This window comes from Clostridium sp. KNHs216 (genome assembly GCF_006714885.1).
GTDB lineage: Bacteria > Bacillota > Clostridia > Oscillospirales > Acutalibacteraceae > Caproiciproducens.
The window spans coordinates 3,679,285-3,694,092 of record NZ_VFMF01000001.1; the positions used below are offsets into that span (position 1 = coordinate 3,679,285).

At 52.6% G+C, this 14,808-nt stretch carries 15 protein-coding genes; 8 read left to right on the forward strand and 7 right to left on the reverse strand.

The genetic code is table 11. The annotated features are described in order from the left end of the window. Window positions 1-59: 59 nt before the first annotated feature. Window positions 60-1,535 (reverse strand): glycoside hydrolase family 25 protein, encoded by a 1,476-nt coding sequence (locus LY85_RS17660; RefSeq protein WP_141827698.1) that lies wholly within the window; start codon window positions 1,533-1,535, stop codon window positions 60-62. A gap of 527 nt (window positions 1,536-2,062) precedes the next feature. Between LY85_RS17660 and LY85_RS17665 the strand changes: the two genes are divergently transcribed. Then, complete coding sequence (locus LY85_RS17665) at window positions 2,063-3,646, forward strand: peptide chain release factor 3 (protein ID WP_141827699.1); 1,584 nt, start codon at window positions 2,063-2,065, stop codon at window positions 3,644-3,646. A gap of 37 nt (window positions 3,647-3,683) precedes the next feature. Beyond that, window positions 3,684-4,631, forward strand: a complete 948-nt coding sequence (locus tag LY85_RS17670; protein ID WP_141828192.1) for a bile acid:sodium symporter family protein — start codon at window positions 3,684-3,686, stop codon at window positions 4,629-4,631. A 130-nt stretch (window positions 4,632-4,761) separates the two neighbouring features. Here the strand turns inward: LY85_RS17670 and LY85_RS17675 are convergent, their stop codons facing one another. Beyond that, window positions 4,762-5,136: a VOC family protein gene (locus LY85_RS17675; RefSeq protein WP_141827700.1), complete on the reverse strand. Its 375-nt coding sequence runs from the start codon at window positions 5,134-5,136 to the stop codon at window positions 4,762-4,764. Window positions 5,137-5,351: 215 nt separating this feature from the next. Here LY85_RS17675 and LY85_RS17680 point away from each other — a divergent pair, with 215 nt between their 5' ends. Genes LY85_RS17680 through LY85_RS17690 form a run of 3 tightly spaced genes read left to right on the forward strand, consistent with a single transcriptional unit; the run spans window position 5,352 to window position 7,598 of the window. After that, window positions 5,352-6,122 (forward strand): Crp/Fnr family transcriptional regulator, encoded by a 771-nt coding sequence (locus LY85_RS17680; protein ID WP_141827701.1) that lies wholly within the window; start codon window positions 5,352-5,354, stop codon window positions 6,120-6,122. A gap of 28 nt (window positions 6,123-6,150) precedes the next feature. Continuing rightward, entirely contained in the window at window positions 6,151-6,666 is a 516-nt protein-coding gene (locus LY85_RS17685; protein ID WP_141827702.1) for an HD domain-containing protein, read from the forward strand. Then, window positions 6,663-7,598 (forward strand): TIGR01212 family radical SAM protein, encoded by a 936-nt coding sequence (locus LY85_RS17690; RefSeq protein ID WP_141827703.1) that lies wholly within the window; start codon window positions 6,663-6,665, stop codon window positions 7,596-7,598. Before LY85_RS17685 ends, LY85_RS17690 begins: the two co-directional genes overlap by 4 nt. Before the next feature lie 101 nt (window positions 7,599-7,699). Here the strand turns inward: LY85_RS17690 and LY85_RS17695 are convergent, their stop codons facing one another. Both LY85_RS17695 and mltG read right to left on the reverse strand, forming a co-directional pair. Beyond that, complete coding sequence (locus LY85_RS17695) at window positions 7,700-8,428, reverse strand: MBL fold metallo-hydrolase (RefSeq protein ID WP_141827704.1); 729 nt, start codon at window positions 8,426-8,428, stop codon at window positions 7,700-7,702. Between the two features lie 25 nt (window positions 8,429-8,453). Next, window positions 8,454-9,437, reverse strand: a complete 984-nt coding sequence (gene mltG / locus LY85_RS17700) for an endolytic transglycosylase MltG (RefSeq protein WP_141827705.1) — start codon at window positions 9,435-9,437, stop codon at window positions 8,454-8,456. A 137-nt stretch (window positions 9,438-9,574) separates the two neighbouring features. Between mltG and LY85_RS17705 the strand changes: the two genes are divergently transcribed. Beyond that, complete coding sequence (locus LY85_RS17705) at window positions 9,575-10,396, forward strand: mechanosensitive ion channel family protein (protein ID WP_185741268.1); 822 nt, start codon at window positions 9,575-9,577, stop codon at window positions 10,394-10,396. A gap of 123 nt (window positions 10,397-10,519) precedes the next feature. Here LY85_RS17705 and LY85_RS17710 read toward each other — a convergent pair whose 3' ends face one another. Together LY85_RS17710 and LY85_RS17715 are read right to left on the reverse strand one after the other, a co-directional pair. Further along, a complete protein-coding gene (locus LY85_RS17710; RefSeq protein WP_141827707.1) occupies window positions 10,520-11,800 on the reverse strand; it encodes an O-acetylhomoserine aminocarboxypropyltransferase/cysteine synthase family protein in 1,281 nt (426 codons plus the stop codon). Between the two features lie 312 nt (window positions 11,801-12,112). Continuing rightward, window positions 12,113-13,342 carry a class I SAM-dependent rRNA methyltransferase gene (locus LY85_RS17715; RefSeq protein ID WP_141827708.1) on the reverse strand — a complete coding sequence of 410 codons (1,230 nt, stop codon included), beginning with the start codon at window positions 13,340-13,342 and terminating at the stop codon, window positions 12,113-12,115. Between LY85_RS17715 and LY85_RS17720 the strand changes: the two genes are divergently transcribed. Together LY85_RS17720 and LY85_RS17725 are read left to right on the forward strand one after the other, a co-directional pair. Beyond that, window positions 13,334-13,618 carry a hypothetical protein gene (locus LY85_RS17720; RefSeq protein ID WP_141827709.1) on the forward strand — a complete coding sequence of 95 codons (285 nt, stop codon included), beginning with the start codon at window positions 13,334-13,336 and terminating at the stop codon, window positions 13,616-13,618. The genes LY85_RS17715 and LY85_RS17720 overlap by 9 nt on opposite strands. A gap of 22 nt (window positions 13,619-13,640) precedes the next feature. Beyond that, entirely contained in the window at window positions 13,641-14,027 is a 387-nt protein-coding gene (locus LY85_RS17725) for a hypothetical protein (RefSeq protein ID WP_038323433.1), read from the forward strand. Between the two features lie 162 nt (window positions 14,028-14,189). Here LY85_RS17725 and LY85_RS17730 read toward each other — a convergent pair whose 3' ends face one another. Next, the gene (locus tag LY85_RS17730; RefSeq protein WP_185741269.1) at window positions 14,190-14,528 is read right to left on the reverse strand and encodes a helix-turn-helix transcriptional regulator; all 339 of its coding nucleotides are present in this window, start codon (window positions 14,526-14,528) and stop codon (window positions 14,190-14,192) included. Window positions 14,529-14,808 lie beyond the last annotated feature (280 nt).

A 14,808-nucleotide genomic window follows, 5' to 3' on the forward strand; every position in this document is an offset into this window, starting at 1 on the left:
CGGAGAATTCTCCGCCGCCTTGCCTTGTACGATTTTTGATACGCTCAATTTTAATAATATTACGCTACGGTCACAATACACTGACGGACCGCCTGCTGGCCGGGCAGTGTGGAATAAACGCCGGTGCAGCCGGCGCTTAGGCCGCTGATTTTATAATAGTAGCTCGAACCGACCTTCTGCTGAAGGACGGGTTTGAGCACACTGCCGTTCCCCGTAGTGAATGTCGGAGTGGCGCTGGTGCCGCTCGGGGTAAATTTGAACTGATAAGTTCCGCCCCGCTTGATCGTGAACGGATAGGTCGTGTCGGAAATCACTCCGTTTGCCTTGCCGTTGGCGGTGAAGCTGGTGGAAAGGTCCCCAAGGGTGGTGGTAATGGTAGCGGAACCCTGGTTCACATTTGTGATTCTATAAAGATAACCGCCCGTTGTTTTCTGATAAAACGCTACGGAAACCGCCGAAGAATTGGAGGAAACCGCCTTGGGAATAGTGGATGAGGTGGTGGTTATTTTATAGATATAAGAGCTGTTGGTGCCGAAAGAATACGGCGCTGTGGTATCTGATTTGAAAGTAGTGGTAGAGGGCGTCTGAGAGGGGTCCTGCACCGGATTGGTGGGCTGGCTGGAGGAGGAGTAATCCACATAGGAGTAGTCCTGGTCGACCGCGCCGCTGATCCCGGGAACACTCGCGGAACCGTACTGCCATACGGTATAAGGATTGCTGTACCGGGCAATGTCTACGCCCCAGTGTGCCACCCATTTGTCGTAGGGGTCCAGAACGGAGCTGGAGAGGTTGGAGTTGAAGATGCTGGGAGAACTGTAAATACCGGCCTTGTAGCCCGCGCTTTCGATCGCGGAGCAGAAGGTCTGGGCGATACTGGAAAGAAGCTCCCGCGAAAGAACACGCTGAGTGCTGTCTTCAATATCGTAAAATACGGGGTAATCGAGCTTGCGGCCATTTAAGATGCTGAGGCACATTCTCGCTTCCTCAGCCGCAGCCGCCACGGTCGTTGCATAGCTGAAATGATAGACGCCCACCTTGATCCCGTTCGCGGTCGCCCCATCGTAGTTGGCATTAAAATAAGCGTCGGTCTGCTTATCCCACTGCTCACTGCCGTAGCCGGTGCGGATGATAGCGAAATCAACGCCGCTGCTTTTTACACTGGTCCAGTTAATGCTGCCCTGCCAGGCGGAAACATCAATTCCTTTCAGGACCACGTGTACATTGCAGGTCGCGGTCTGTCCGTCGCTTGTTGTCGCTGTAATGACCGCTCTTCCCAGACCGGCGCCCGTTACCGTGTTGCCTACGACGGTCGCCACACCGGGGTCGCTGGAAGTCAGCACGGCGTCGCTCATAATGCATCCCATAACGGAAGCCGTCAGGGAAGCGCTTTCGCCGACTCTTAAAGCCAGCTTGGTGCTGTCAAGAGTCATAGCTGCGGAAGTAACGGTGCTGGTGTCCGTCGCATAAGCGGCGGTTGTGCAGAGCGATGCAATCATTGCGAGCGCCAATACGAGAGAGACGAGCTTTCTTTTCATAATTTTCCTCCAATTGTTTTCGTTGTTCCACTATGTTTACCCACTGAAATTCGCAAAAGGCATGCATTTTTCTTCTCGATTTTGAAGTAGCAACACTGCACAATACAGCAGGAACGATACAATTTCAATTATATTTTTTATTACTAATTATGTCAAGTAATTACACCAAAAAACTCCATCCCTTAAAATACGTCAAATTCCCTCAAAAGAATAACAAAACAGACCGATGAAAGCAAAAAGTGGCAGTATTCCTGAATATTTCTGGGATTGCGTTTGAAAATCCCCTGCTTTGTCCCCTGCTTTCTGGGATAAATTCCCTTTTGCTTTTTTTATTCGCACCCGGAAGAACGGCAAAATTATATTTGATTATTTTCAGTAAATGCTTTACAATGAACAAGTGTATTTTTACAGCAATTCCATTTCAGTTTGCGAGACAAAACACGTTTCTTCCCCGCCGAAGGCGGGGAAGAAACGCAAACTTGTTGTAGAATCAACTGAAAATGCTGTAGTTGGTTGGAGGAAGTAATTTGTCAAGTTATGTAAATGAGATTAAGAGAAGAAGGACGTTCGCTATTATTTCCCACCCGGATGCGGGAAAGACGACCTTGACGGAAAAGCTTTTGCTTTACGGCGGAGCCATCACGCTGGCCGGTTCAGTCAAAGGGAAAAAAACCGCGAAGCACGCGGTTTCCGACTGGATGGAGATCGAAAAACAGAGGGGAATTTCGGTTACTTCTTCCGTTATGCAGTTTAATTATAACGATTACTGTATCAATATTCTGGATACCCCGGGACATCAGGACTTTTCAGAGGACACCTACCGCACTCTGATGGCGGCGGATTCCGCCGTCATGGTGATCGACGCTTCCAAGGGCGTTGAAAAGCAGACCCGCAAGCTTTTTAAGGTCTGCACGCTGAGGCATATCCCTATTTTCACCTTTATCAATAAAATGGACAGGGAAGCCAGAAGCCCGTTCGATCTTCTGGAAGAGATCGAAAAGGAACTGGGCATCCAGACCTTTCCCATGAACTGGCCGATCGGTTCCGGAAAAGAATTCAAGGGTGTTTACGACAGAAATAAAAAGGAAATCATCGCCTTTACCGCCAACAACGGCCAGCGGGAAGTGGAGGCGACGGAAGTCGAACTCAACGATGAAAAGCTGGAAGCCCTGATCGGCGGGGATCACCGCAGGGCTTTGGTGGACGATATCGAGCTGCTCGACGGCGCGGGCTACGAATTTGATCTGGAAGCCGTCCGGAACGGAAAGCTTTCTCCGGTTTTCTTCGGTTCTGCGCTCACCAATTTCGGCGTGGAGCCGTTTCTTGAGGAATTTCTGAACATGACCACCACCCCGCTTCCCAGGGAGGCGGACACCGGTCTGATCGACCCTCTGACCAACGAGTTTTCCGCCTTTGTCTTTAAGATTCAGGCCAATATGAACAAGGCGCACCGCGACAGAATCGCGTTCATGCGCATCTGCTCGGGCAGGTTTGAGAAGAACATGGAAGTCATGCACATGCAGGGCGGAAAAAAGATGAAGCTTTCGCAGCCCCAGCAGCTGATGGCGCAGGACCGCGAGGTGATTGACGAGGCCTACGCAGGCGATATCATCGGCGTGTTTGATCCCGGCATCTTTTCCATCGGCGACACCATCTGCACCCCGCCGCAAAAATTCCTGTTCGGCGGAATTCCGACCTTTGCGCCGGAGCATTTCAACCGGGTGCAGCAGGTGGACACCATGAAAAGAAAACAGTTCGTCAAGGGAATCTCGCAGATTGCGCAGGAGGGTGCCATCCAGATTTTTCAGGAGCTGGGCGGCGGTATGGAAGAAGTGATCGTCGGCGTGGTGGGGACCCTTCAGTTCGACGTTCTGGAATACCGTCTGAAAAACGAGTATAATGTCGACATCCGCATGGAAGGGCTGCCGTATCAGTATATCCGCTGGATTGAAAACGAAGGGCTTGACCCCAAAACGCTGAACCTGACGTCCGACACCAAGCGGATTCAGGACCTGAAGGGCAGCCGCCTTCTGATTTTCGCAAACGAATGGAGCATCCGCTGGGCACAGGAGCACAATCAGGGCCTGAACCTCGCGGAATTCGGCAGATAACGGCGAATACGGTATTGGAGGGGCTCTTGTGCGGTTTATGAGGAGCTTTAATGCGTTTGTTGAGAAATGGATGGCGCTGGTTACGCCGTTCTGCCTTTTTATGGGCGTGGTTTTCGCGCCTCAGTTCAGCCGGATTTTGTTTCTGGTGCCTTATATTTTCGCGTTTATGACTTTTTGCGGCAGCCTGGGGTCAAGGTTTTCCGACATCAGGCGGGTGGTGCAGCACCCGCTGCCGCTGTTTCTGTCCGTTTTGATTTTGCATGCGGTCCTGCCGCTTCTCGCGCTCGGTGCGGGGAATCTGTTTTTCCCCCAAAGCCCGTATATCATTACCGGGATGGTTTTGGAATTCGTTGTGCCGAGTGCCGTGGTCAGCACCATGTGGGTTTCCATCTATTGCGGCAGCGCCCCGTTCACGCTTTCCCTTTTGCTGATCGACACGCTTCTGGCGCCGCTCAGCGTACCGTTCAGCTTACATCTTCTCGTCGGCTCGAATGTGCAGGTCGACACCGTGGGCATGATGAAGGAGCTTTTGCTGATGGTGGGCATCCCGGCGCTTGTGGGGATGACGCTGAATCAGCTTACCGGGGGCACGGTCAAACAGACCCTGTCACCCAGGCTCGCGCCGTTCGGGAAAATCGCGCTGATGCTGGTGGTCTGTGCCAATTCGTCCAAGGTGGCGCCCTTTATCCGCAATATGACGCCGCGCCTCTTTGCGGTGGCCGGGGCCATTCTGCTGCTTGCCGTGCTGGGGTACGCACTGGGCTGGGCCTTTGCGATGGTGCTGAAACTGAAACGGGAGCTTGTCGTATCCATGACGTTCGGCTGCGGAATGAGAAATATCAGCGCGGGCGCGGTCATTGCCGCGGCGTATTTTCCGGCGGAGGTCATGTTCCCGGTTATGATCGGGACGCTCTTTCAGCAGGTGCTGGCCGCGTGTTTTGCCCAGCTGCTTATAAAGCGCTGCGGCGTTCAGAAAGCAGCCTGACTTTCCACGAACAGAGAGTTGCTTTCAGTGCTTAATCAAATGACTGAATCACATAAAACGCGCCCTGACCGGGGTCTTGATCCGGGTCAGGGCGCGTTTTTTTGATATCTGTTTTGGGTGGCCTTTCGGTTCAGTTCCTGTTTTCCGCCAGAATTTCCAGCCAGTATCCGTCGGGGTCGGCGATGAAATACAGGTCCATGTCGTGATTTTCGTAGCAGATACATCCCATTTCCTTGTGCAGGGCATAGGCTTCTGCCTTGTCGGGCACACTGAACGCGATGTGGATTTCGTTGTCGCCCAGATTGTACGGTTCCTTGCGGTCGCGCAGCCAGGTCAGCTCAAGCTGATGCTCCGTCTGCCCGTCCCCTAAAAACGCAAGGATAAAGGAACCGTCCGAGGCGGTTTTGCGCCTGATTTCCGTCAGCCCGAGCGCCTTTTTGTAAAACGCGATGCTCTTGTCTAAATCAAACACATTCAGGTTGTTGTGCAGAAATTTTGCTTTCATAAAAACACCTCCGTCTTTTATGGGTTTATTATATTTCATATCGGGCTGCTTTTCAATGCTCTGATCGTCTAAAAGCAGAGCGCTCAGGTTGTTTTTTTAAGGAAATCAAGATATAATCATTTTAAGTATTTCCAATATGCCCAACAGCAACTCCATTTCAGTTTGCGAGACAAAACACGTTCTTTCCCCGCCGAAGGCGGGGAAAGAACGCAATCTTGTTGCAGAATCAACTGGAAGGACTGCGGCTATACGGATTTACAGTAAGGGAAAACACCTCAAGGGGAAGTGGTTTTATTTTTGAGACATTCATTGGCGTTCTCGAAAAATGCGTGCTGTTCAAGGGCATTACCCCCAGTGAGATCGCACAGATGCTGAACTGCCTTTCTCCCCGCGGAGCGGATTACGCAAAGGGCGGCCTGGTCGCTCAGGCCTCGGGGCCGATGCAAGAAATCGGGATCGTGCTTGACGGCGCGGTCGCGGTGACGAAGGAAACCCCGCTCGGTGAACGGATCGTTTTAAACAAAATCCAGCCCGGGGGAATTTTTGGGGAAGTGGCGGCTCTGTCCGACCTTCAGCGTTCCCCCGCGACGATTTTTGCGCTGGAAAAAAGCACGGTGATGTTTATCAGGCCGTCTAAAATTTTAATGCCATGCAGCAGAACCTGCCGCTGGCATACTCTGCTGACAGAAAATCTGATTCATATTGTGGCGGACAGGGCGCTGTATCTGAACCGCAAGATCGACTTTCTGACGATCAAAAGTATGCGCGGGAAGCTCTGCACTTATCTCTTCGAGCAGTACCGCAAGTCGGGAAAACAGCGGTTCACTCTGCCGTACAACCGCAATGAGCTTGCGGATTTTCTCAATGTTTCCCGCCCGTCCATGTCCCGCGAGCTCGGCCGGATGCGCGACGAGGGAATCCTCGCCTTTCGCGGGGACAGCTTTGAACTGCTCGACGTGGAAAAGCTGAAAAGCTTTGTACAGTAGAAACCTGAAAACGGAAGGAGAGAGACAAATGAACAGCCAAAACAGCCGGATTCTAAAAGAAATGGTCCGCTACAACGAGGGGGACCCGAAAAGGGTACAGCACGCGCTGAAGGTATATGCGTTTGCAAAGTCCATCGGCGAGCTGGAAGGTCTGGATGAAAACATGATGGAGATTCTGGAGCTTGCCGCCATCCTTCACGATATCGGAATCCGGAACAGCGAACGGAAATACGGCTCCTCCTCCGGAAAATATCAGGAGCTGGAGGGCCCTCCGGTAGCGGAAGCAATCCTTTTGGAAGCCGGTATCCCGCGGGCGGTGATCGACCGCGTCTGCTTTCTGATCGGCCACCACCACACCTATACGGAAATCAGCGGTTTGGATTATCAGATTCTGGTCGAGGCGGATTTTCTGGTCAATCTTTATGAGGACGGCATGGCCGAAGCGCAGGCACGGTCCGTTCTGCAAAAATATTTCAAAACGGAAACGGGTAAGGAATATCTTTCTGAAATGTATCTGAGCTCCCGGGACGGAGCGGCGGTTTGAAAAGTCCTTTCCTTTATTCCAATGACAATAAACGGTATCATACGCTGAGCTATCATCTGAAAAAGCGGTTTGACCGCCGGGTTTTCAAGGCGGTGATCGACGCGGGATTTACCTGTCCGAATCTGGACGGCTCCAAGGGCCTCGGCGGCTGCACGTATTGCCTGTCCGGCAGCGGGGACTTTACCCACGGGACGGACAGGAGCGTTGCAGAACAGGTGCGCATGGAGCTTGGTCGGGTGCGCGAAAAGACACCCGGCGCGGATGTGATCGCCTACTTTCAGGCGCACACCAACACCTACGCGCCGCTTCCCAGGCTGCGGGAGCTGTATGAATCCGCCCTGGGCGTCGAAGGCGTGTGCGGCATCAGCATTGCCACGCGCGCGGATGCACTGGAAGCCGAAACGATGGATTATCTGGCCGGACTGTCCGGAAAAACGTATCTGACGGTGGAGCTGGGCTTGCAGACCGTCCATGACGCCACCGCCGAAAAAATCAACCGCTGCCATTCTTACGCCGCGTTTACCGAGGCTTTTCAGGCGCTCAAATCCCGCGGAATCCGTGTCTGTGTGCACATCATCAACGGGCTTCCGGGGGAGACCCCGGAAATGATGCTGGGCACCGCCCGGGCGGTCGGCGCGCTGGGAGCGGACGCGGTGAAAATCCATCTTCTGCAGATCATGCGGGGGACTCCCATGGAGCGCCAGCTTGCGGCGGGGGAAGTCGTTCCCATGACGCGGGAAGGGTATCTCGATGTCGTCTGTTCCCAACTGGAGGTTCTGCCGCCCGAAACGGTGATCGAACGGATTACGGGGGACGGCGCCCACGATCAGCTGATCGCGCCGCGCTGGGGTGTGGATAAAATCGCCGTGCTCGGCGGCATTGACCGCGCGCTTGTCCAAAAGGATACCTGGCAGGGAAAACGGTATCCATAAAAAAGGAGGCCGAATCAAATTCGGCCTCCCGGGATGTCGTAAAATATCCGGCAATTCTGCGGCTGTGCGGCTTTATCGGCTGTCAGGAACGCGTTTTCGCTCTATCTGTCGGCGTTCGGATAGGGAATGATGTCTCCCCTTTGGGTAAAGAACGCGATCCGGCCGCGGTAGCTTTCCGTACGGCTGTCGGTTTTCAGCTCTTCAAACACAGCGGTGTTTTCGCTGAAATGCATCGGGACTGCCAGCTCTGCGCCCACGGTTCTCATAAAGTAGTCCAAACCGCGCAGCGCGTGTTCTTCCAGCCTGGGGTCCGCGGGAACAAACGCGATATCGATCGCTTCGCCCTTCAGCGTGTCGATCTGTTCCCTGTAACGGCGGGTCATTTCGCGGTTGTCGCTGTCGGGCTCCCCGTTCCAGTACCAGTCGTTTAAATCCCCGGCGTGATAAATGCACAGGCCGTCCGCCTGAATGAGGAACGCCACGCCGATATCGGTGGAATCGAGCGTGCGCACGCTCAGGTCGCCAAGGTCGTATTCCTGTCCGGGAGCGACCCTGATTACGTCCTCAGAGGTTTTGATATCGTCGGAGAGTACGTAGCGGATTTTTTCGACGGTTTTGCGCCAGCTGAAAATCCTCGGGTTATAGTGGTCGGGGTGGCTGTGAGAGACAAAGACGACCACATCGAGGTCTTTGATTTCCTCCGGGTCGATGACGCCCTTTGCGAGCCCGCAGCCTTTTGGGGAGTCAAGGTAATAATCGAAGATAAAAAAATGGCAGTCCGTTTTCAGCGTGAATCCGCTGTTGTACAGATATCTGATTTCGGCTTTCATACGATTCTCCTTCCGTTCGGAGCGGTTACTGCATGCTGCCGCCCTCGATGATGCCCGCTTTGTTCAGGTTCTGCTTGTGTTCCTCATAGGTTTTCGCGTAGTAGTAATTTCCGCTGGAATCTGCGGCAAAGTAAAGGTAGTCGGTGTCTGCCGGGTTGACCGCGGCGTTCAGCGCGGCTTTGCCGGGATTGCAGATGGCCCCGACCGGCAGAGCGGGGCATTTCCGGGTATTATAATAGGAATTGTAGCGGTTGATATCGCCGGTGAGGTTGGGCTTCAGATATTTTTCCACATAAATGACCGTTACATCCGCCTGAAGCTTCATACCGGCCTTCAGCCGGTTGTGGAACACAGAGGACACTTTTGCCATTTCGTTTACGTTTCCCGATTCCTTCTCGATAATCGAGGCAAGGGTGACGATCTGGTCGGTGGTCATACCGGAATAGCTGTAGCTGCCGCCGATTCTGCTTTCGGCGTTTTTCAGCATTTTGCCGAGCGCGTCCTGCGGCTTCATGTCCTTGTAAAATTCATAGGTATCGGGAAAAAGGTATCCTTCCAGCTTGTAGCAGCGGTTCGCGTTGGAACCCAGCTTGCCGATCAGGGAATAATAGCTGAAATCGTAGGAATTCGCGGTGCTCAGCAGTTCGCTTTTTTTACAGACGCCGTTCGCTTCCAGCCGGTCGCCGATCTGCGACAGTGTATATCCTTCGGGGATCACCACGCGCACGGTCTGGGCCTTTTCCGGCTGGGAAGGGGAAGCGGGCGCGGAAGAAGCACTCTGCTTTTGGGAGGAGGTCCCCTTGGAAGAGGTCACTGCCTGGGAGGAGACGGAAGAAACTCCGGAGCTGTCCGCTGGGCTGGAGGACGCCTCCGGTTCGGAAGAACCCGTCTCGCTGACTGAGGCGCTGCTTGCCTGACTGGAGGACTCACTGCTTCCGTCGTTTTTTGAACAGGCGGAAAGAGAAAAGCAGACTGCCAGTACGGTCAGCATTGCAAGAAATTGTTTCATGTATTGAATCACCTTTTATTCTATCATTTTCTACTATTTTATAACCTTTTTTGATGTAATTCAATAGAATGCGTCATTCTTTGACATCTCCAAAAACAGGAAAACAGATCACTGAACCGTTAAGGGAGGTAATTTTTTTGGAATTCAGCTTTGAAAAATATGGACAGCAGTTCCTTCTGCTGCTGGAATCGTCCCTGCCGAGAATTCTGGGCGCCCTGCTGATTTTAGGGATCGGCTGGTGGCTGAGCAACCAGGCGGTCAGACTGATGTTCCGTGCGATGTCGCGCTCAAAGACGGACACGGGCCTCGTTACTTTTATCAGCTCTCTCGCCAAAGTGCTGCTGAAGATGATCGTATGCATTACGGCGGCGGCCCAGCTCGGCATGAACGTCGGCTCCATTATTGCCGCGATCGGTGCGGCGGGCCTGACGATCGGCCTTGCCGTGAAAGACAACATGGCCAACATCGCCTGCGGCGCGCAGATCATCTTTACAAAGCCGTTCCGCGTCGGGGATTACATCCTCTTTGAGGAGACGGAAGGAACGGTCGAGCGCATCGAAACCATGTTCACCACGCTCAGGACCTTCGACAATAAAGAGGTCGTCATTCCGAACTCCAAAATCACCTCCGGCGTCATCGTCAATTATTCCGCCATGGCGACCCGCCGTCTGGACCTGAAATATATCGTCGGTTATGACGAGGATATCGGAAAGGTGAAAAGCCTGCTCGAAAATCTGTCCGGACGGAATTCGATGGTGCTCGACAGCCCCGCTCCGCTGGTTGTAGTCGGTGAACACGGGGAAAACGGCATCACTGTGGAGGTAAGGGCATGGTGCAAGACGGACGATTACCTGACCCTCTATTTTGACATGCAGGAAAAGGTAAAGCTTGCGTTTGACGAAGCGGGTATCCGGATTCCTCACAATCAGCTCGATGTCCATGTAAAGACCGGAGAATAAAAGTGCGGTCCAAACGATGAAGAGCGGCAGCCCTGTAAAACAGGACTGCCGCTCTTTCAGGCTGGACGCCTGACAAGCTTTTCGACGTGCCTTTTAGAAACTGCTTTGCCGGAAATGTATAGCTTACGCCAGCGCCTGCTGAAGATCGTACAGAATATCGTCGATGTGCTCGGTGCCGATAGAAAGACGGACGGTGTTCGGCTTGATGCCGGACTGGAGCAGCTCGCTTTCGTTCATCTGGGAATGGGTGGTGCTCGCCGGGTGGATGACCAGCGATTTCACGTCGGCCACGTTTGCCAGCAGGGAGAAAATTTCAAGACGGTCGATAAAGTCTTTGGCTTCCTCGGCGCCGCCTTTGATCTCAAACGTGAAGATGGAGCCTGCGCCGTTGGGGAAATATTGGTTATATAAAAAGTTGTATTTGCTGTCCGGTAAGGCGGGGTGATTGACGCGCTCCACCTTCGGGTGTTTAGAAAGGAAATCCACTACCTTCAGAGCGTTCTCAACATGACGCTCCACACGAAGGGAGAGGGTCTCAAGGCCCTGCAGCAGCAGGAAGGAGTTAAACGGGCTGATGGTTGCGCCGGTATCTCTCAGCAGGATCACGCGGATTCTGGTCACAAAAGCCGCCGCACCGACATTCTTTGTAAAGCTGATGCCGTGGTAGCTCGGATCGGGCTCGCTCAGCCACGGGAATTTGCCGGAGGCCTCCCAGTCGAAGTTGCCGCCGTCGACGATGACTCCGCCCAAAGAGGAGCCGTGGCCGCCGATAAACTTTGTTGCGGAATGGACGACTACGTCCGCGCCGTGCTCAATGGGGCGCAGAAGGTACGGCGTCGCAAAGGTGTTGTCCACAATCAGGGGAATTCCGTTTTTGTGCGCAATCGCGGCGACCGCGTCGATGTCGATAATGCTGGAGTTCGGGTTGCCGAGTGTCTCAATAAAAATCGCCTTGGTATTCGGCTGAATCGCTTTTTCAAAGCTTCCCTCCACGTCGGGGTCGACAAACGTGGTGGTAATGCCGAAAGCCGCGAGCGTATGTTCCAGAAGATTGTAGGTCCCGCCGTAAATGGTGTTGGCGGAGACGATATGGTCGCCCGCGTGGGCAACATTTTCAATCGCATAGGTGATGGCGGACGCGCCGGACGCGGTGGCCAGCGCCGCTACGCCGCCTTCCAGAGCGGCAATGCGCTGTTCAAATACATCGGAGGTGGGGTTCATCAGTCTGCCGTAGACGTTGCCGCCTTCCGTCAGGCCGAAGCGGCCCGCAGCCTGCGCGGAATCCTTAAACACAAAGGAAGTGGTCTGGTAAATCGGAACCGCTCTCGCATCCGTTGCGGAATCCGGCTTTTCCTGTCCCGCGTGTACCTGTATGGTTTCAAACTTGTATTTTCTTTCACTCATTGTCGTTACTCCTTCTGTATATTTATTTCCGTATTTCGTATCCCGGGAAATCACAAAATTTATTTCCTGTTACAACAATAGGAGGTGCACATTCGGTTATACAGAAAGAGGGGACGATTCAGCTTGTGAAAAGAGTGGGACTTTGTCTTCATAGAGCTCCTCCTTTTATGTAATATTACAATTCATATCAAATTAGTAATATATATTGTTGACATAGTACTACGTTAAAAGAGAAATGTCAAGGGCTTTTTTCTAAAAAAGCGCCCCGGTATCAGGCCCGAAAGCTCCTGATTTTCCGGGGCGCACAATGGTTCAGGTAATCTGAAAAATGTAAAACTTTAGGTAATTGGTTTCCGGCACATTCCATAGAATAGGGTGGTCGGGGGACTGCTGCCTTGCTTCGATCTGGCGGAGCGACACTTGGGCGTCAAACGCCGCGCTGCGCAGCATGCTGCAAAAGAGGTCCTCCGTCATGAAATGGGAGCAGGAGCAGGTCGCAAGGTAGCCGCCGCGCGGCAGCAGCTTCATGGCGCGCAGATTGATTTCCTTGTACCCCTTCATCGCGTGGTCGACGGTCTGGCGCGATTTGGTAAAGGCCGGCGGGTCGAGCACGATCAGGTCGTAGCCGTCCTTTTTGCCCATCGGCATCTGCGGAAGCAGGTCGAACACGTTGGCCGTCTGGAAGCTCATTTTTTCCTGCAATTGGTTTCGAGTGGCGTTTTCCCCCGCCATGGCGACCGCGTCGGCGGAAATGTCCACCGCGTGTACGTGTTCCGCTCCGCCCTTTGCCGCGTTCAGCGCAAAGGAGCCGGTGTGGGTAAAGCAGTCCAGCACCCGTTTGCCGCGGCTGATTTTCGCGACCGCCTGCCGGTTGTACTTCTGGTCGAGGAAAAACCCGGTTTTTTGCCCGTTTTCAAAATCGACGGCGTATTCGATCCCGTTCTCCGTGATCGTTGTGCGGGTTGCCTGCGGCGTTTCCACCCCGGCGACAGGGAAGAAGCCCTTGTCTTGCTGCATTCCTTCCAGCTCGCGGATAGCGACGTCGTTGCGCTCGTAGATGCCGTCTATGTTCTGGCCGTCCTCCCTCAGAATTTTGCACAGCAGGGGGAAGAGGACGGGCTTCAGCTTTTCCATGCCGAGAGAAAGCGTCTGTGCGACCAGTATGTTGCGAAAGCGGTCCACCGTCAGCCCGGGGAAAAGATCCGCCTCGCCGAAAATGATCCGGCAGCAGGAGACGTCGTCCCCCATCACGGTTTTGCGGTACTCCCACGCGTGACGCAGGCGGCGCTCGAAAAAAGCTTCGTCAAAGACGTCGTTCGCGCTGCGGGAAATCAGCCGGATCCTGATTTTGGAGTGGTCGTTGATAAATCCGGTGCCCAGATATTTTTCGCGGATGCTGAAAACGTCGGCCAGACCGCCGTTTTCATACGGGCCCTCAATGTTGAGAATCTCCGTATTGTAGACCCACGGGTGTCCGGACAGAATGCTGTTTTCCGCCTTGCGGGTCAGAGTGATCTTAGGGTATCTTCTGTTTTGCTTCATGAATTTTCCTCACAACCTGAAATGATTTTACAGCCGGCCGCCGGATTTCGTATCAAGCGCGGCGAAGGACAAGCCTGTAATGATGGATTTATTATAGCACAAAATTGCCTGCTTACAAGGAAAGCGTCTCATTCATTTTCTGTTCCCATCCGTCAAAAAAATACAGATTTATCATTTCTCGCCGCCATCGTTTACAGTTTTGTAGCAACCACTTACAGTCTTGTTGCTTTTCTTGCTTTCACCGCCGGCGGGTACTATGATAAATTTGTAAAGTGAAAATGATATGGGAGGAATTTCAATGAAAACAGGGAAGTTTGCGGCTGCGATTGTTTTGGTGGCTTTATTGACAATTCTGACCGCCTGCTCAAAAGCCGGAACGGCTCAGAACGGGAAACCGGAAATCTTTCAGCCCGCGCAGTCGGTACAGAACATCGACCGGAACGAAGCAATGAACGCCGTCAAAAATATGATCCGTATGGATTATACAAAATACAAAATCGGTCTGATCAACGGAAATTTTGAATATCAGGGAAATCAGTACTATCAGTTCCTGATTTCCGATAAAAACGAGTCCATAGAGCCGTCCATCATTGTCAGCAAGCACAACGGCACCGTCCTTTGCTATTACCCGGACGACACCGTGACGGAGGTCTATCAGGACGGAGTATTCAAATCCAAATGCTAACATCTTTCAGAAGCACTCAATAAATAGCTGCTGTTAAGCAGAAAAAGCCGCCCGTCGGGCGGCTTTTTTATAACCTTTTTCAGGAATTTACCGCAAGGTCCGGCTCCTTTTCCGTAAAGGCGGCAGTATGCGGCTTCAGGCGGCTGGAAAAAGAATGGTCGTTTATTCCCTTGCGGATTCATCCCGAAGAAGCACGACCGCTATTTCATAAAGCAGCTTTCGTTTTTCCGCGGGGAGCTCTTTCAGCAGGTCCGTGAATTCCTCCAGCTTATAATTGCCGTTTCCGGTGGAGGTCCCTTCCAACAGATAGGTTAAGTTGACCGAGAGAAGGTCGGCGATTTTGCCCAGTATTTTCAGACTTGGCTGCGTATTGGCCCGTTCAACCCTTGAAATATATTCCGGCGTAACGGAAAGCAGTTCCGCCAGATGGGCCTGAGTATAATTTCTGTCACGGCGTGCCTGCTTAATCCTGTGCCCGATCGCCTTATAATCAATAGTCATAAAATCCACCTGTCCAATGTTTTTCATTAATTGATATTTTTAAGTATAGTGTATGGAAGAATGCCATAAAGGAATATATAAGTAAATATTGATCATATAGGTTCTTATGCTATATTAAGAGTTGACGCAACCAGGCGATTTTTCGGCCCGATTTTTCGGTGAATTCGGAAAGGCTTGTTTCCTTTACCCTCATTGCATGTCAATAAATGGGATGTTATAATGACAAAAAGTTCCAGAAAAGTCGACATAACAGGAATAGAAACCGGACGGAAAATATTCG